Here is a 17,557-nt window from a genome sequence, read left to right as displayed (position 1 = left end):
TAGTTTGGTTTGGTGTGTTAAAATCTTATCTAAACTTATGCCATTGAGTTACGTTCTTTCTCAAGATCCCAAACTCTGTGACCGGCAATTGCTTTGATAAATTTCTCATCAGAATCGTCTCCTGAAGCAGTGATAATTGCAGGGTCTTCATGTTTTTTAGCACTAATTCTGGTCGCATTATAAATATCATCGGTATCTTTTCCGAAATAAATTGCTTTACAGTGCTTGTAAGCTTCATTAATAAATTCTGTTATGATTGGTTTTCTCTCCGGGTACATCAACTCTCTAGCAGATTTCTCTCCTGCACAGATATACAATGCATCAAAACTTACACTTGCTGTACTGGTTATAGAATGTTTCGGTTCAAATTTAGTTCCGTCATCAGCTTTTACGGGTGCAACGCTTGGCGCTATCACCTGAACCACTGCACCCTCTGTTTCCAGTTTATTTTTTAGGGTTTTTACAGCCTGAGTGTTTACTCCGTCTGCCATAATGAAACCAATTACGCGACTTTCAATAGTATCTTTCACTGTATTTTTCATACTCAATGCTTCAGAACTTTTAGTTTCAGGTTCTCTTTCTTCACTTTGCAAACTTGCAGCATCTGCATCTGCAGGAATACTTTGGTTCGGCATTTCTAATTTTGTCACTTCTACACCTACTTTTGCAGCAACATTTGCAGCCAGTTCAGCATCAATAAATGCTAACTGTCCCACTACTCTTTCTCTGATAGGTAAAATCGTCACTTTAGATAATTCAAAAATCAATGCATCCTGTAGGTGAGTTTTTTCCGGTGCTGACTGACTGTTTAAGAACATTTTTGCCTGAGAATAATGATCAACAAAACTGTCGCTTCTCGCTCTGATCTTATGGCCATCTACTCTTTCATTATTTGAGCTGAACCCACCATCTTTCATCATTGCCTGGAACGGGCAACCTCCACCAATAGAATTAGGTTCATAACTTACTTTACCTTTTACAATCTGCTGTCTCATATGACCGTCACGCTGATTGTTGTGAACTGTATTAATCGATCTGTTGATTGGAATTTCATGGAAATTAGGCGATCCTAATCGTGAAAGCTGTGTATCTGTGTAAGAAAATAATCTTCCCTGCAACAGCGGATCATTGGAGAAATCGATTCCCGGAACCAAATGTCCCGGATGGAAGGCCACCTGCTCTGTTTCTGCAAAAAAGTTATCTGGATTTCTATTTAAAGTTAAAGTTCCGACAAGCTGAACAGGTACTAATTCTTCAGGAACTACTTTTGTAGGATCGAGAAGATCAAAATCAAAATCATGCTCATTTTCTTCCGGAATAATCTGTACACCGAAATCCCATTCAGGGAAAGCTCCATTTTCAATAGATTCCCAAAGATCTCTTCTGTGGAAGTCAGGATCTGTACCGGAAATTTTCTGCGCTTCACTCCAAGCTACTGAGTGAACTCCCAATTTTGGTTTGAAATGAAACTTAACAAAATGTACAGCACCTTCGCTGTTGATAAATTTAAATGAATGCACTCCGAAACCTTCCATCATCCTGTAGCTTCTGGGAATTGCACGGTCGCTCATTGCCCACATAATCATGTGCATACTTTCCGGCATTAATGAAATGAAATCCCAAAATGTATCGTGCGCAGAAGCTGCCTGTGGAATTGCATTATCCGGTTCCGGTTTAACTGCATGTACCAAGTCAGGAAATTTCATTGCATCCTGAATAAAGAATACGGGAATATTATTTCCTACCAAGTCGTAATTTCCTTCTTCAGTATAAAATTTAACGGCAAAACCTCTTACGTCTCTTGCTAAGTCTGTACTTCCGGCACTTCCTGCAACGGTAGAGAATCTTACGAAAACCGGAGTTTCTTTACCAACCTCATTCAGGAATTTTGCCTTTGTATATTTTTCTAAACTTTTATTCAGTTTAAAAACTCCGTGAGCTCCAGATCCTCTCGCATGAACAATTCTTTCCGGAATTCTTTCGTGGTCAAAATGCGTAATTTTTTCTCTAAGTATAAAGTCCTCAAGCAAAGTTGCGCCTCTCTGATCAGTCTTCAGCGAATCCTGATTGTTGTTGATCTTCAAACCTTGATTAGTAGTGAGTTTTGTATCGTTATTGTCTGTAGTGTGATCTTGAAGCTGATCAATCTTGTCATTTGTTTTAAAGTTCTTGTTGTCCATATTTTTATAGTTTATTTAAATTGATTTTTTATTATTGTTTTATGAATTCATCTGCAAATTCCTGCCATTGAACTTTGCTTCCTCCGAAAATTCCGCCGTTTGCGACAAAAAAATTTCTGCAGGAATTTATAAATCCTACTTTTTTCGTATTTGGAATTTCATTTCTTCCATGTATACTGAATTGTATCGTATTATCCTGTTTAGCCAAAATGAAATTGTTCGTAGCATCTCCTTTGAAAAAATGAGCAACATCACCTTTACCACTTTCCGGACATGAATGAGGTTTCATCTGCAGAATAAAAGCCTTCATCTGCGCTTGATCTACAGGTTCAATCTTATGTACATTTACCCAGTCGAAACCGTTTCCCAGTTTATTTTCAGGAGCCGGCATTTTTATTTTAACCAAATCATTTACTTGGGCCCTAGCCGATTTTTCTCCTTCCTTATTATATAGATAGAAGTCTGTTGGATTTTTTTTTGCATACCTATTCCAATTATTAATCTGCAGGAGCTTTTCTGAAAGTTTTTTGAATCTGTCAGAAGCTTCAGTTTCAGACTGACATGACAGAGATGCAGCAGCATCACTTTCAGAACCGTGACTGTTTAATGGCAGCAAGTGCTGAACATCTATTTTGTATTTCATAATTAAAAATATCGGAACATGTGTATGTGTTCATTATACCACTCAAATACGTTATCTGAGTTTTAACACGTCTATTAAATTAAGATCAAAATGACTTAACATAAATTTCTTAATACATCAAAATAATGAAAGAGGTTATTTCTAATGAAATTGAAACCCTGAAAAAATGAATACTTGTAATCACATCTTTTTACCTGATGGACGTATAAAACTGAAAGTGATTTAAGGAAATAAATGCTGAAAAATTTAGCCAAATTTTACCGAAACCAGATTATCACCTATTTAATTATAATACTATGATAACCGCTGGATATAAATCTGTCAGATTTTTGACTGTCTTACTTTCGCATTGTTGCTGAATCCTGTTTTGTAGATGCTGTGTCAGATTTTGGCGCTGCCACTAAAGTATCTATTTTCGCAGGGACGGGTATAGAAGTTTCAGTTTCCGGAGTAGTGATGGTATCCGATCCTGAAGAGCGAGCCTGTGATTCTTTTTTGCAGCTCACAGTGACCAGCCCCATGACGACAATCAAGGTGATGAGTGCTTTCATATTTTTATTTTTGGTGTTATATCAAATGTACTAAAAATGAGATTAATGCTTTATGATTTGAATCACAAACTAATTATTTGCTTAATAATCAAACCATTAACCCATTAAACATACAACTACTCTGTCAGAATTTTAATACGAAAAAGCTGCTTTACTTTATCAATAAAACAGCTTATTCCTTTTCGTTTTCTTTTACGAGCGTAGATGCTCAAGATTTTCAAACTTCTGGTATGATGATTTTAAATGATGAAGCTGATCCTGAACCTTTCTAGAGCTTTCAGCACAAAGATCACCGCTGTCTAAAGCATCCTGATAAGCCTTAATAGCAGCATCTTCACCGAAAACTACATTCTCCAGTGTTGCCTCGTCTTTATTTCCTGAGAAAGAATTTTTCACATCAATCCATGCTCTATGAATGGCTCCTGCAGTTGTTGTGGTATTATCAGGCTGTCCTCCTCTTTCAGTAATTAATCCTACCAATTCAGATTTCATGTTCTGAGAGTTCGAAACCATTTCATCGTAGTCTGCTTTTAATCCGGAATAGTTATCCCAAACTTTGTCTTCAACTTTTGAAAATCCTTCAATTCTGTCGTTTGTAATTTGCAGCAGATCATTAAGAACTGATACTGTCTTTTCTTGACTCATAATATTATTTGTTTGATTAGTGTACTATTCACTTGGCAATATCTGTGCCCAGAATTCTCAAAAAAAAATTATTTTAAATTATTTAACATAATAAAATTTTAGGCACGAAATTTGAAACATATTGAGTAAGAATTAAATTTACCAACACCACATTTACATCATATTAATAATGACAAAATCCCTAAACTTTACGTTTGGGGATTTTTGATGAATGACATTTTTATTTTTAATGAGTAAACAACAGATATATTTCTTAAATTAGTTATAAACAAAAACCAAAATATATGGCACATAAAGAATTCACAAAAGAAGATTTTAAAAAAACCGATGACGGGAATTACCAATTAGAATATTCAAAATCAGAAATCGGAGAAGGTAGCAATCTCATCGTTGAAGAGAAAACTGCAGACGGAACTTACTCTGTCATTCAAATCCCGATCAAACGACATAATGAGAGCATTTTTATTGTCGTTGATCAGCCGATTGAAGGAAGACTCATTCTGGATTAAATTTAAAAAGTCCCCATTTTAAAAGAAAATGGGGACTTTTTAAATTAATTATTTTCTAAATGATCGGCGTCTTATCTTTGAGAAGCGAGGTTTCGTATAAATCTTTTCGTCGGTCATTGAGAATTTGAACTGAACCGTGATAATGTAGGTCTTTCAGCAAATTTAAATCGACATCTACAATCAGGGTCATCTCAGTATTCGGCGTAGCTTCACCTTTCACAGCATTAGACGGAAATGCAAAATCTGACGGGGTAAATACTGCAGCCTGACCAAACTGTATATCCATATTATTAACACCCGGTAAATTTCCTACACAACCGGCAATCGCTACATAACATTCATTTTCTATTGCTCTTGCTGCCGCACAGTGGCGCACTCTCATGTAAGCATTCTGAGTATCTGTGAGGTACGGTACAAAAAGAATTTTCATTCCCTGATCAGCCAACAGCCTTGGTAATTCCGGAAATTCTACATCATAACAGATGACCAAACCGATTTTACCGCAATCAGTATCGAAAACTTTGATCTCATTCCCTCCCTTCATTCCATAATACTTCCTTTCATTTGGTGTAATATGGATTTTTCTGTACTCATCTATACGGCCGTCGCGGTGTAATAGATAACTTACATTATACAAATCATTGTTTTCGAAAACTGGCATACTCCCAGAAATAATATTGACATTGTAGCTGATTGCCAATTCTGAAATTTTAGCTTTAATCTGATCTGTAATCTTCGCAAGCTCGATCATACTGTCCCGCTCCGAAAGATTATTGAACGGCGCAAGCAATGGTGTATTAAATAATTCAGGGAACAGTACAAAGTCTGACTTATAGTCTCCCATTACATTGACAAAAAACTCTACCTGCTCATAAAAAGCATTGATATCTTTGAAATGCCTCATCTGCCACTGTACCAAACCTAAACGGATCGTGCTGTCCTGCATGGTATTTGGCTTTTTACTGTAATAAATATTATTCCACTGAAGTAACACTGCATTCTCGCGCGATGCTTCATCTTCAGGAAGATATTTTTTAAGAACCCTAATCGGTAAAAAATTATTGGAAAGCTGAAACGAAAGAACCGGATCATAAATTTCCTTGTCTCTTACTCTTCTGATATATTCTCTTGGAGAAATTTCATGACTGTATTTGTGATAATCAGGAATTCTTCCACCGAGGATAATCGATTTTAAATTTAACTGCTCGCACAATTCCTTTCTTGCATCATATAATCTTCTTCCCAGTCTTAATTCGCGGTACACAGGATCGACAAATATTTCGATACCGTATAACACATTTCCGGTGGAGGAATGCGTATTGAAAGTGTAATTCCCAGTAATATCGCTGTACGTGTGCTCATCATCAAATTCTTCATAATTGACAACGATTGAAAGAGCAACCGCAGCAATCTTTCCATCTACTGTTATACAGATCTGCCCTGCTTCAAAAATTTTTGTAAGTTTTAAAATACTTTTCTTAGACCAAACATATTCTGACATTTTAGGATAAGCTCTGCGCATCGCCGAAACTAGTTCATCATAATCATTAATATTCAGTGTGCGTGTATCTATCTGCATAAATTTATTTTTACTAAAGTTAAGGAAAATAATAGGAATTCGGAGATTAAGGCGCTTATTTAAAAAAATATCCGGCCTTTTTATCGTTAAAAAACATCTTATTTTTATAAAAGAACAAGATTAATTTTTTGATGTTTAGAATATGAAGTGTGTGCTAATTAAATAAAAATAATAATTCTATAAACAATTGAAAAATAACTATTTATCATTAAAAACTTCAGTTAAAATTTATAAATTGTTACGTAAATATTTATAAATGTCTCCCACGATGCTTTGTGAATGAATTATAAAGTCTATACTTTAGTATCATAATAATTGAGAAACATTGTAACAATTCACTTTTCAATTATCATTAATACAAACATTCATCATTATCACAAAATATATTGTTTCATCACTTAGTTTCTATTAGTAGTATGCCAGGATTGTTCAATCCTGGCATCTACTTTTTTAAGGCATATTAATTGACTAAAACAAAATCTATTCTTCACCGGTCTCTAACTCCTTGATTCTTTTTTTGATGAAATCTACCGGACGAATTCCGTTTATTTCTAAGAAAATATTTGAAAAACTCTGTCTGTTGCTAAATCCTGACGCAGACGCAATGTGCTCTATTGAATATTTCCTCCACTCTTTATCATGATAAATTTTCTGTGTCGCATAATTGATTCTTAAAACATTAATGTACACACTGAAGTTAGTTCCTTTATACTCGTTAATCACCTGAGACAGATAAGAGGTATTGGTTTTAAAATGTTCTGCGAGTTTTTTAAGCGTAAGACCTTTCTCAAGAAACTTTTCTTTTGCTTCAAAATTGCTGATATCCTTCAGCAGTTTTTCAATAATATTCTGATCAAGTTTTATATTTTTAGTAAGATCGAATTTCAGGGTTTCAATTTCGGGATCCGGGAATTTTTCATCTTCAATCTTGACTAAAAGTTCATTATATTTTTGCTGAATCTGTTTCTGCTTTTTAATTCTGTAAAACATCATACAGCCGAGCAGAATAATAACAATCGCTGAAATAATCAGCAGTGCAATACCAAAAGAATTGGTTTTCTGAAGGTTTTCTTTAACTTCCAAAAGTTGCTTTGTATCATAATCTTTATAAATACGTGTAGAAAGATATTTAAAATCTGACGAGATCACACTGTCAACCTTTAACAGCTGATTGGTGTAGTACAACTCATTTTCCGGACTTTTCTTCTTTTTATAATAGGTGATCAGTTCTTCGTAGTTTGCACGCAATTCAGGAAGAATAAACTGGTGTTTCTTAAAGATAGAATCAACTTTTTTATAATTTTCTACACCCAACTCTTCCTTGCCAAGATTAGCGTAACTCTTACCCTTGTAGTAATAGACATATGAAGCCCACGTAAAATCATTGACTTTAAGAAGTGCCGGTAAAGACTGATCAAAATCTTTGATCGCGTCTGCATACATTTTATTCGAAAAATCTGAAACACCCAAGCTTTTTTTATAATAGCTGTGTTCTAAACTGAAATCCTTTGTCTTTGGTATGGAAGGCCCTAAAACTGCCAGAAGTTTTTTCACCTCATCATATTTGCCCATCGCCTGATAGCAGATAATGGCCTGATGCATAGAATTGAGGTATCCTTTTCTATTGTTGTAGATAACGTTTTCATGCAGATCACTCTTTGTTTTAGATTCAAAAAAAGCAATACACTGTTTGAAGATCTCCAGAGCTTCCTCATAGTATCCTAAATAGCTTTTGATGACGCCAATGTGATATAAATTCTGATATTTTAGAAATTCATCTTTAGAATCTTTCAGATATTCGTACGCCGTTAAATATTCGTTTAATGCAAGCTGGAATTTTCGGTGATTAAAATAATAAATTGCACCCTTACTTAGATAGCCATCCCCTATAAGATCTCTGTTTGCTGATTTTTTTGCAGTAGATATTGCACTGTCAGCAAACTTTAATTTTTCATCTTTTGAGAATAAGATCGCATCTTTGTATGCCTGAAATAATTCTGAATTATTGTTTTCTGATTTAGCGAGATTAATGTATTGATTAATATAAACAAATGCCCGCTGATCATTTTCATCGTAGCCCCAATATTTCTTTCGATACCCGGCATAAGAATCCTGTGAAAATAAGAATGACACAAAGATACAGCAGCATAATGTCAGCAACCTTTTTATCAATGGATATCTATCGTTAAAAATCATAGTCAAAAATAAGCAAATTCCGTCATTGTTACAATGCTCTCTAATAAATAAAAAGTTATAATCGCACAAATTGATATTGCACTAATAATCAAAATATTACAGCCTTAAATTACGTAAAAATTTATAAATTATTACGGCAATATTTATAAATTAGCACCCCATATGCTTGCATTGTGAACACCACATGAATATCTTTGTAAAAAAATCGAGTCAGTAACATTTTAATATTTCATCATGATACAAAAATATTTTTTTATCGTATTTATATTAATGGGTATTGCAGTGATATCTTGCCGGCAGGATGATGACTTGAGCAGCGAGAAAAACACAAAAGATTTTTTTGAGAAAAAAACTTTAAAGGAGGATGAAATTCAAAACGCAGCAAATCGCGACTCTACCAATATAGATCCGAAGGAACCGCCAAAAAATGGAACACACTGGAAGATCGGAGACAGTATCAATGTTTCTGAAGATCCTACAGAACCGCCTAAAAGTGGAACTCACTGGAAAATTGGAGACACTATTGAGATTTCTACTGATCCTACCGAACCTCCAAAGAGTGGAACTCACTGGAAAATCGGTAAATAAAACACGACACCAAACATTCATTTATAATTAAAAAGCAGGACTAATATTTAGTTCTGCTTTTTTGCTTTAATTGATTCCTAAATATCACTTAAAGAATACTGGTCATTCACAATGATTGGTCATGCGACAGCAATTATGAGTATGTGATTACTTTAGAAATGCGAGACCTTTATCTACGGACAATACATCTAGCAAATAGAATACAGAACCAAATAACCTTGACATAATGATAGAAAAGCATAGGAAGCAATTATATAATCGTAATTTAAGTATTTATGTAAAGCTAAAATTCCTCTACTCAAAACCGTTTAATCATTACGTTTGAGACTATAGGGAAGACTTATAAATTTTTAAATCGTTTATAATTCTAAACCATCCATGTTCTGATAAAAAAAATAAGCTCTCATAACTGAGAGCTTATGTCATAATCTGATGAAGTTATTCTAATTTTTATTCTTTAATAAACTTCTTTTGCACATGTCCCTGTACATCATCGATGTCTATAATATACAATCCGTTGATCAGACTGCTTACATCAATTGCATTGTTCACGATCAATCCGGTCGACACAAGGCGCCCTGAAGCTGTGTAAATCTTGTAATTTGCCTTTGCACTGATGTTTTTTACATTCAGTATCGTCGTCACAGGATTTGGATAAATCAGGATGTCATTTTGGTTTACAGAATTTGGAACAGGAACTTTTGAAATTCTTATGGTATAATCTTCAACTTCGCCACTGTCGAAGTTCACGCAGTTTACCGGAATTCCATCTTTCTGCATGGCAACTCTCATCACAACATATTTGTAATCGGTCATGCTTACAAACGCATCTGCCGGAACATTGAAAGTCGCAGTAGCTGTAGGGTTTGTGTTCGGACCGTCAGCAAGTACTCTTTCATCAATATCGAAATATCCGTTTCTGTTAAAATCAATCCAGATTGCAACACCGGCAGTCGCTCCGCCAGTTAAAGTTTTGTCAACAATTATCTGATTACCAGACGATCCCTGAACCATTTCGATATATTTCGTTTGATCTCCTGTAAAATCTGAGTAATTAGACGCTGGAGTCTCGTTAACCATCTCAGGTTTACCAGTAGGCTTTGCCGTAACTTTCGAAATGAATTCTGTTGCAGAATTGGCTGAAGACATCTGGCAGTATACAACGGTAGGTGTTGTAAAGTAATACAGCGGTGTTAAGTTACCGGTAGTTCCATTGCAGACATTTGCCACCTGCATTTCATATTTAGTCAATTCTAATAATCCGGTTATCGTATACGTATTCGTGCTGACAGGAATACTTGTCCAGCTAGGAATACCAACCTTTCTGTATCTCAGGATATACGTTGCTCCCGGAAATGAATCCCAAATTATTTCTGCTGTCGTTGGCGTCAGTGCCGTAATCGTTAATCCCGGAGGAGCAATATCACAAACTCTTACTGTTGTGAACACCTGAGGGTTTGACCATTGATTTGGAGTTGTTTCCCCAACACACTGATTGGCTACCTGCACTTCATAAGTTACGTATGAATTTAATCCGGTAATGGTGTAGGAATTTAAAGGTGGTTGAGGGACTGTAGGAGTATTCCATGTGGTTGTTCCTTCTATTCTCCATCTCAGAATATAATTTGCATTAGGTACAACAGGATTCCATGTTACGACCGCTGAATTTGCGGTAACATTAGTAATCGTAACATTGGGTGGTGTAGGATCACATCTTGTAGTAAATGTGCTGACAGGTGTATATACACCCGCACCTCCTGTACCACAGACCGCAGCAATTCTTACTTCATATGTTGTCGCCGGCGTCAGACCATTGATGATCACAGGTGGATTTCCTGCCAGGACTGAAGCATTTATTACAGTCCACGGTGAAGCCGGCGTAGTTACCGCTCTATATTCTAAAACAAATGAATTATTATTAAGAGCAGATGTCCAGCTTACTGTTGCCGAATTATGAGTAACAGGAGTAATGGCTACATTGGTTGGCGTTGCATTACTGCAAGGTCTTAATTTGACTGCGTAATCTTCTACTTCACCGTTTACAGGATCAACACATATTACAGAAGCACTTCCTCTTTTAAGAATAACTCTCATCGTAGTTGTGTAAGCTCCTGTGTAAACTCCTGTCGCCGGAACATTAAAGGTAGCTGTAACAGGAGTTGTTGTGCTTGATGCCGAAGTCATGATTTTTTCACCGGCAGTGAAAACCCCGTCTCTGTTCCAGTCTATATATGCATCTACAGCATCACCATAGGTGGTTCCTATCCATGCTTTCGAAACTGACAGCTGATTGCCTGTAGATCCGACTTCTAAATTGATTAATGTTGCGGGACTTGTATAACTGATATAATTCGTTTGAAGCGAAGTATTATCCATTAGAGGAAAATTCACAGGTGTTACTTTTACATTTGAAATATAATCGTTGGTACCTGTTCCTGTCATATTGCAGTAGGTCAATGAAGGAGTTGTGAAGTTTACTGAGGCTCCAAAGTTCCCCCAAGTCGTTCCACATTTTGCCTGAATTTGAACCTCATATCCAGTTTGTTCCAAAAGCCCCGTAATTGTGTAGTAACTTTGCCCTGCCGGCAATTCTACATACCCTAAAGGAGCTAGAGGCTGTACCCAGGATGTTGTACCCTGCTGTCTCCATCTTATTCTGTAGGTTGCATTGGCGGTAGGAACCCATGAAACATATGCTGTAGACGATGTCATATTAGATACTACTGGCACCGGAGCAATTGTGCTACATGGCAGTAGATCAATAAACTTCACGGCATAATCTTCTACTTCACCATAGGTATTTCCAGAACAGGCCCCGGCAGCGGCAGCGTAAGAAACTACAACTCTCATTCTTGTAGCATTAGGACCGTTATACGTAACAGCAGGAACATTAAAGGTTCCGGAAACTGGTGACGTAGCATTGGAACCGCTTGTATAGATCAGTTCATTGGTATCGAAAATACCATTTCTGTCATAGTCAATCCAAACATTTGTGTAATTAGCATATTGAGTACCAGACCATGTCTTTCCTACCGAAATAGAATTATTCTGAGTTCCTCTCGCAAGAGTTAGCTCCAATGCAGGGTTGGCTGTGTAATCCGTATACTGAGACTGTGGTGATGTGTTATTTAATATTGGTGAACCTACAGGAGTTACGGTTACATTGGATATCCATCCATAGATCGCACTTGTATATTGCGCAGCATGAGGACACCACGAAACGGCCGGCGTAGTAAACTGTATAGGTGCTGAATACGTACCCTGTACTCCACCGCAAATGTAAGCCACTCTAAATTCATACTGAACCTGTTCACTTAAACCTGTAAGTGTATATGTACTCACTGTCGGGTTAGGAGTAATGGTAGTCCAGGGTGTGGTACCTACCTGTCTCCACTGTACAATGTAAGTTGCACCCTGAGCAGGCATCCATGATAACACAGCACTCACCGGCGTAAGGTTCGTCGCCGTTAAATTCGTAGGAGCAGCCGTCGTACACGGTACAGGATTAATAAATCGTACAGCATAATCTTCAACTTCGCCATATGTATTTCCGGAGCACGCACCTGCCGCCAAAGCGTAGGACACCACGACTCTCATTCTCGTTGCGTTAGGACCATTGTAAGTTACTGCCGGAACATTGAAAGTTCCGGACACAGGTGATGCAGTGCTGGATCCACTGGTGTAGATCAGCTCACTTGCATCAAAAATACCATCTCTGTCAAAATCAATCCAGACATTGGTATAATTCGCATACTGAGTACCTGGCCAGGTTTTCCCAACAGAGATTGAGTTATTCTGAGTACCTCTTACAAGAATCAAATCTAAAGCAGGATTGGTAGAGAAGTTAGTATATTGAGACTGTGTTGACGTATTATTCAATACTGCAGATCCTACAGGATTTACAGTTACATTTGAAATCCATCCATAAGTTGCACTGGTATACTGTGCAGCATGAGGACACCACGAAACTCCCGGTGTTGTAAAAGTTACCGGAGTAGAATATGCTCCTGCCGGACTCGCATTACAGACAGTGGCTATTTCAACTTCATACTGAGTAAATTCCAAAAGACCATCAATAGTATAGGTATTGGTAAGTGGTTGTGTAAGATTTATCGTATTCCAGGTTCCGCCAGGAAGTGATCTATATCTTAAGACATATGTCGCTCCCGCAGTTGGTGTCCACGAAACATTTGCAGAAGTAGCCGAGATATTACTCACCGCAATATTTGTCGGTGGCGTTGCGGAACACGGAACTAGAGCTGTACCTACCATCTGAATGATTGGGATTACAGAATATCTGCTCGTAGCCGTTGGTGGATTTGCAGGATCAGGATTTGTCGTGGTGTTATAGTACAGCATTCCTTTATTGGTTCCTGCTGCATAGCTTCCCCAATTAGCAGTACATGAGGTCCCTGTAGAATTTTCATCAACTGCTATCACTACATTATCAACACTATTCCAGAGGAAAGGAGTGCTCAGCGGAATCGTAACCCAGGTTCCTGCAGTCATTGCAGGTAAAGTAGCATTGTAAACCTGCGATAATGACGATGACGGGACCCAGCTGGTAGTTGTCGCAAAATCACTTTGGGATGTATTCCCCATGTAAATTACCCATTGATTATAATTAGCCGGAGTAGCAGCCGTTGTAGATACATAAAATTTAATCGAGGTGATATAATTGTTGGCACCCACAGCACCCGCAACTTCTGAGGCAGTATAAATCTGCTGAGAATAATTAAATCCTGAGCACGAGTATACAGGTAAATATGCGTGTGTAGCCGTTCCACCACCTATCTGTCCTGGCGTAAACGGAGTTCCCGATACCCAGGGTGATTTGTCGGTTGCCGAGCAAACAGATCTCACCCACCAATAGTAAGTAGTTCCCGGAACTAATGGCGTTAAATTAGCCGTTGTTCCTGCACTTGCCGTTCCCGGAGTAGCAGCAACCGGTGGCGTATTGGTGGTATTATAATAATATTCGTAACCGTTGGCTGGAGCTGGTGCGGGAGCCACTGGAGGCGTCCAGTTAATTGTTCCAGAGGTAGGCGTGACATTGGTTACCGGAAGAGTGGTCGGTTCAAAACAGGTTGGAGCCTGTATCACCTGCACCTCATCTAGTAAAACATCATCGTAAAAATACCCATTGCCGGCCACATCTTTATCAACAGTAAACTTGAGCTGAATTGTCGCGCCCACATAGGATGCAGCTATCGGAACTCCTACCGTTCTCCATTCAGGATCATTGGTATTGCTTGCCCAGATTTGCACCCAACCTGCGCCGCTGTTTACTTCAAGTTTCAGTTGATTATGTTCGTAATTGGGAACGGTTCCGTTCAATGCTGTTAAATGATTTTTAAACCATTCAAATTTCACATAAGGATTGGTCAGTCCCGTTAAATTAATCTGAGGCGTAAGCAATTCTACGGTGTGCTCAGCCGTGTAAGGTGTACTTGCATCCACCCAGGCAAAAGTACCCGCAGGTTTACCGCCGTTATTGGTGGCACCATATCCTGCAGCGCCGGTAAATTTCCATTTCACGTTGGCATTGGTGGATGTTGATGTTGGGTTTTGATTAACCCAACAGTTCGGCAGAACGCCTGTGGAAAATGATTGTAAAAAAGGTGCCGGTACAGCAGTACACTGTGCCGATATTTCAGCTACAAAAGCCAGAAAAAATGTTATGGTGAGTAGAAATTTATTCATATTTTAATATTCTGTGTTATACATCGTCTAAAATGAAGGTGATGAATGTTGATAAGAAAATATTGCTAGGGAAACTCATGATCCGAGAATGGACAACAAAGTAAAAATGGAGAGATTTCACTCATAGAATTAATATTTTTTGGTGTTCACAAATTTAATTATTTTTATCAACTTCGCAATATTTTTATAGTGAAATAAAATATTTATGATTTTTATTTGATTATTAAATATAAAATTACAATTAATATAATGATAAGATATTTTAAGTCTAAATAATTGAATTCTACTAAATGCCTTACAGGAAAGGAATTCGATGCAATGCATTATTTCATTATCATTTGTGATTTGCATACGAAATTCCTCGTTTTGCTAACTTTTAAGATTTTAAATCGGTTGACCTTTGCTTATATAAAATCAACATTATGAATTTAGATCAAATACAATTAGGAAGTCAGGGTTTAATGATCCCTAATATTGGCTTAGGCTGCATGGGAATGACAGGTTTCGAAGATGCAAATATGTATGGAGAAGCAGACGAGAAAGAAGCAATTGCAACCATTCACCGTTCTTTAGAATTAGGCGGAAACTTTCTTGACACCGCAGATCTTTACGGTCCTTTTAAAAATGAGCAGCTCATCGCAAAAGCGATCGGGAAAAACCGTGATCAATACGTTATCGCTACCAAATTTGGCTGGGAAATCGATGATAACAACAAAGTGACTTGGGCCATTAACGGAAGCAGAGATTATGTAAAAAAGTCAGTCGAGCGATCGCTGAAAAATTTAAATACAGATTACATAGACCTCTACTACATGCACCGTTTAGATAAAAACACACCTATTGAAGAAACCGTAGAGGCAATGAGTGATCTGGTAAAGGAAGGAAAAATAGGATACATTGGTCTTTCTGAAGTTTCATCTGAGACTGTAAAAAGAGCGCACTCGGTTCATCCGATAACAGCAGTTCAAAGTGAGTTTTCACTATTTGAAAGAACAGCAGAAGAAAGAGGAGTTGTTAAAACTTTAAAAGATCTGGGAATCGGTTTTGTTGCATACTCTCCACTGGGACGTGGGTTTCTGTCAGGACAGATCCGTTCGATTGACGACTTGCCGGAAAATGATTTCAGAAGAGCCATTCCGCGCTTTCAGGAAAAATATTTCCATAAAAATATCGAATTGGTAGAAGCCATCGAAAATTTAGCTGAAGAAAAAGATATCACCTCATCGCAACTCGCTTTAGCATGGATTATCAATAAAGGAATTGTACCCATCCCGGGAACAAAACGCAGAAAGTATCTTGAGCAGAACATCAGTGCATCTACAATACAATTAAGTGAATCTGATGTTTTGAAACTGGAAAGTATTGTACCTTTGGGAACAGACACGGGAGCTCCGTACGATGAATTCAGTATGGGACTTTTAGATTAAATAATATTTCTGCCATGAATACCATAGCGTCAATTTCCGCATTTCACAAACTCCTTTCGTTACCGGAGCCGAAACATCCGTTGGTAAGTGTAATCAATTTATCTGAAAGCGTTTTTCTCGAAGATGAAGTCTGGAAAGGGTTCGTCAACAGATTTTATTGCGTCGCACTGAAAAGGGATGCCGTGGGAAAAATACGTTACGGCCAACAGCATTATGATTACGACAAAGGAGTGCTCAGTTTTACTGCTCCCAATCAGGTGCAGTATTTAGATTTACAGAATATGGAATGTGGAGCCGGTTTTCTCCTTATTTTTCATGAAGATTTTTTAATTAAACATCCGTTGGCACAGATTATCAACACCTATGGCTTTTTCTCATATGCCGTGAATGAAGCCTTACACCTTTCTGAAGATGAAGAAAATGATCTGATCGAAATTCTTCATAAAATCGACAGAGAATGTCAGCATATTGACAAACATACACAGGAAATTATTTTATCACAGATCGACCTGCTTCTGAATTATTCTAACCGTTTCTATGAAAGACAGTTCATCACCAGAAAAAACAGCAATCACCAGCTCCTAACAAAATTTGAAAGCTTTCTCAATGATTATTTTCAAAAAGATGAGTCATTAGAAAAAGGACTTTTAACTGTACAGAATGCAGCAAAAGAAATGAATCTTTCTCCAAGCTACCTCAGTGATCTTCTGAGAGTTCATACCGGCCAGAATACACAGCAACATATTCATGAGAAACTCATCAGTAAAGCCAAGGAGAAACTTTCTACCACTCAATTGTCGGTGAGTGAAATAGCCTATACGTTAGGTTTCGAACATCCACAGTCCTTCAGTACACTTTTCAAAACCAAAACGAAACAGACTCCCTTAGAATATAGAAAATCTTTTACTTAGTTTTAAATTTTTCTGTAAATTTCCATGGTCATATTTCAGATCTGAATAAAATTTTAGAATGTTTCAAAGCAGGACGATTTTATTAAACTAAAATATTCTGAAATTAGAATTACAGAATTTAATTCAAGCAGTAATAGACAGGAAAATATTAAATTAAAAACTTAAAATAAATTAATGGAATCTCAAAACGATAAGATGGAAGACATTGCAAACAGCGACATTCCCAAAGTAACAGGTGTTGGCGGTATTTTCTTTTTCACGGAAAACCCAAAAGAAACAAGAGACTGGTATGCTAAGAATTTAGGTATGGAAGTAAACGACTGGGGATCAACTTTCGAGTCGAGAAATATTGCAAATCCTGAGGAAATCAACAGCCTGCAGTGGAGCCCATTTAAAAACGGAAGCGAATATTTTGAACCATCCAAAAAAGAATTCATGATCAATTACAGAGTTCAGCACATCGAAAAACTTGTTGAGCAGCTAAAAGCGAATAACGTTACCGTTTTAGATGAGATTACAACCTACGATTACGGAAAATTTGTACACATTATGGATGCTGACGGAAATAAGATTGAACTTTGGGAACCAAAATAGTATAAGAAATCTCATTATAAGAAAGACTGCC

The 17,557-nt window shown here is 37.2% G+C and carries 12 protein-coding genes; 5 read left to right on the top strand and 7 right to left on the bottom strand.

Annotation, left to right across the window (positions count from 1 at the left end; all coding sequences use genetic code 11):
- Window positions 1–35 precede the first annotated feature (35 nt).
- The 4 genes from OMO38_RS06470 to OMO38_RS06455 all read right to left on the bottom strand — a co-directional run bounded on the left by OMO38_RS06470 (window position 36) and on the right by OMO38_RS06455 (window position 4,019).
- A complete protein-coding gene (locus OMO38_RS06470) occupies window positions 36–2,180 on the bottom strand; it encodes a catalase (RefSeq protein ID WP_264749389.1) in 2,145 nt (714 codons plus the stop codon).
- Window positions 2,181–2,211: 31 nt separating this feature from the next.
- Complete coding sequence (locus tag OMO38_RS06465; protein WP_264749388.1) at window positions 2,212–2,823, bottom strand: hypothetical protein; 612 nt, start codon at window positions 2,821–2,823, stop codon at window positions 2,212–2,214.
- A gap of 338 nt (window positions 2,824–3,161) precedes the next feature.
- Window positions 3,162–3,374 carry a hypothetical protein gene (locus OMO38_RS06460; RefSeq protein ID WP_264749387.1) on the bottom strand — a complete coding sequence of 71 codons (213 nt, stop codon included), beginning with the start codon at window positions 3,372–3,374 and terminating at the stop codon, window positions 3,162–3,164.
- A gap of 192 nt (window positions 3,375–3,566) precedes the next feature.
- Entirely contained in the window at window positions 3,567–4,019 is a 453-nt protein-coding gene (locus tag OMO38_RS06455) for a ferritin-like domain-containing protein (protein WP_264749386.1), read from the bottom strand.
- Window positions 4,020–4,303: 284 nt separating this feature from the next.
- On the opposite strand from OMO38_RS06455, the gene OMO38_RS06450 reads away from it, so the two are divergent.
- The gene (locus OMO38_RS06450) at window positions 4,304–4,528 is read left to right on the top strand and encodes a glutathione synthase (RefSeq protein WP_264749385.1); all 225 of its coding nucleotides are present in this window, start codon (window positions 4,304–4,306) and stop codon (window positions 4,526–4,528) included.
- Between the two features lie 55 nt (window positions 4,529–4,583).
- Here the strand turns inward: OMO38_RS06450 and OMO38_RS06445 are convergent, their stop codons facing one another.
- Both OMO38_RS06445 and OMO38_RS06440 read right to left on the bottom strand, forming a co-directional pair.
- Complete coding sequence (locus tag OMO38_RS06445; protein ID WP_264749384.1) at window positions 4,584–6,107, bottom strand: carbon-nitrogen hydrolase family protein; 1,524 nt, start codon at window positions 6,105–6,107, stop codon at window positions 4,584–4,586.
- A gap of 480 nt (window positions 6,108–6,587) precedes the next feature.
- Entirely contained in the window at window positions 6,588–8,240 is a 1,653-nt protein-coding gene (locus tag OMO38_RS06440; protein WP_264749383.1) for a helix-turn-helix domain-containing protein, read from the bottom strand.
- A 297-nt stretch (window positions 8,241–8,537) separates the two neighbouring features.
- Between OMO38_RS06440 and OMO38_RS06435 the strand changes: the two genes are divergently transcribed.
- Window positions 8,538–8,891, top strand: coding sequence for a hypothetical protein (locus OMO38_RS06435; RefSeq protein ID WP_264749382.1), 354 nt, complete (start codon window positions 8,538–8,540; stop codon window positions 8,889–8,891).
- Between the two features lie 450 nt (window positions 8,892–9,341).
- Here OMO38_RS06435 and OMO38_RS06430 read toward each other — a convergent pair whose 3' ends face one another.
- Entirely contained in the window at window positions 9,342–14,594 is a 5,253-nt protein-coding gene (locus OMO38_RS06430) for a GEVED domain-containing protein (RefSeq protein WP_264749381.1), read from the bottom strand.
- A 422-nt stretch (window positions 14,595–15,016) separates the two neighbouring features.
- Here OMO38_RS06430 and OMO38_RS06425 point away from each other — a divergent pair, with 422 nt between their 5' ends.
- The 3 genes from OMO38_RS06425 (at window position 15,017) to OMO38_RS06415 (ending at window position 17,526) form a co-directional block, all read left to right on the top strand.
- Entirely contained in the window at window positions 15,017–16,021 is a 1,005-nt protein-coding gene (locus OMO38_RS06425; protein ID WP_264749380.1) for an aldo/keto reductase, read from the top strand.
- A 14-nt stretch (window positions 16,022–16,035) separates the two neighbouring features.
- Window positions 16,036–16,932, top strand: coding sequence for a helix-turn-helix domain-containing protein (locus OMO38_RS06420; RefSeq protein WP_264749379.1), 897 nt, complete (start codon window positions 16,036–16,038; stop codon window positions 16,930–16,932).
- A gap of 174 nt (window positions 16,933–17,106) precedes the next feature.
- A complete protein-coding gene (locus OMO38_RS06415) occupies window positions 17,107–17,526 on the top strand; it encodes a VOC family protein (protein ID WP_264749378.1) in 420 nt (139 codons plus the stop codon).
- Window positions 17,527–17,557 lie beyond the last annotated feature (31 nt).

The sequence above is a fragment of the Chryseobacterium kimseyorum genome (genome assembly GCF_025971945.1).
GTDB classification, from domain to species: Bacteria; Bacteroidota; Bacteroidia; order Flavobacteriales; family Weeksellaceae; genus Chryseobacterium; species Chryseobacterium kimseyorum.
This window is presented reverse-complemented; position numbering and strand designations above follow the sequence as displayed.

What these genes read in the sequence shown, in the direction of transcription:
- OMO38_RS06450 (WP_264749385.1), top strand. Translation starts at nt 4,304, where the DNA reads ATGGCACATAAAGAATTCACAAAAGAAGATTTTAAAAAAACCGATGAC.
- OMO38_RS06415 (WP_264749378.1), top strand. Translation starts at nt 17,107, where the DNA reads ATGGAATCTCAAAACGATAAGATGGAAGACATTGCAAACAGCGACATT.
- OMO38_RS06470 (WP_264749389.1), bottom strand. Translation starts at nt 2,180, where the DNA reads ATGGACAACAAGAACTTTAAAACAAATGACAAGATTGATCAGCTTCAA.
- OMO38_RS06420 (WP_264749379.1), top strand. Translation starts at nt 16,036, where the DNA reads ATGAATACCATAGCGTCAATTTCCGCATTTCACAAACTCCTTTCGTTA.
- OMO38_RS06445 (WP_264749384.1), bottom strand. Translation starts at nt 6,107, where the DNA reads ATGCAGATAGATACACGCACACTGAATATTAATGATTATGATGAACTA.
- OMO38_RS06455 (WP_264749386.1), bottom strand. Translation starts at nt 4,019, where the DNA reads ATGAGTCAAGAAAAGACAGTATCAGTTCTTAATGATCTGCTGCAAATT.
- OMO38_RS06435 (WP_264749382.1), top strand. Translation starts at nt 8,538, where the DNA reads ATGATACAAAAATATTTTTTTATCGTATTTATATTAATGGGTATTGCA.
- OMO38_RS06465 (WP_264749388.1), bottom strand. Translation starts at nt 2,823, where the DNA reads ATGAAATACAAAATAGATGTTCAGCACTTGCTGCCATTAAACAGTCAC.
- OMO38_RS06460 (WP_264749387.1), bottom strand. Translation starts at nt 3,374, where the DNA reads ATGAAAGCACTCATCACCTTGATTGTCGTCATGGGGCTGGTCACTGTG.
- OMO38_RS06425 (WP_264749380.1), top strand. Translation starts at nt 15,017, where the DNA reads ATGAATTTAGATCAAATACAATTAGGAAGTCAGGGTTTAATGATCCCT.
- OMO38_RS06430 (WP_264749381.1), bottom strand. Translation starts at nt 14,594, where the DNA reads ATGAATAAATTTCTACTCACCATAACATTTTTTCTGGCTTTTGTAGCT.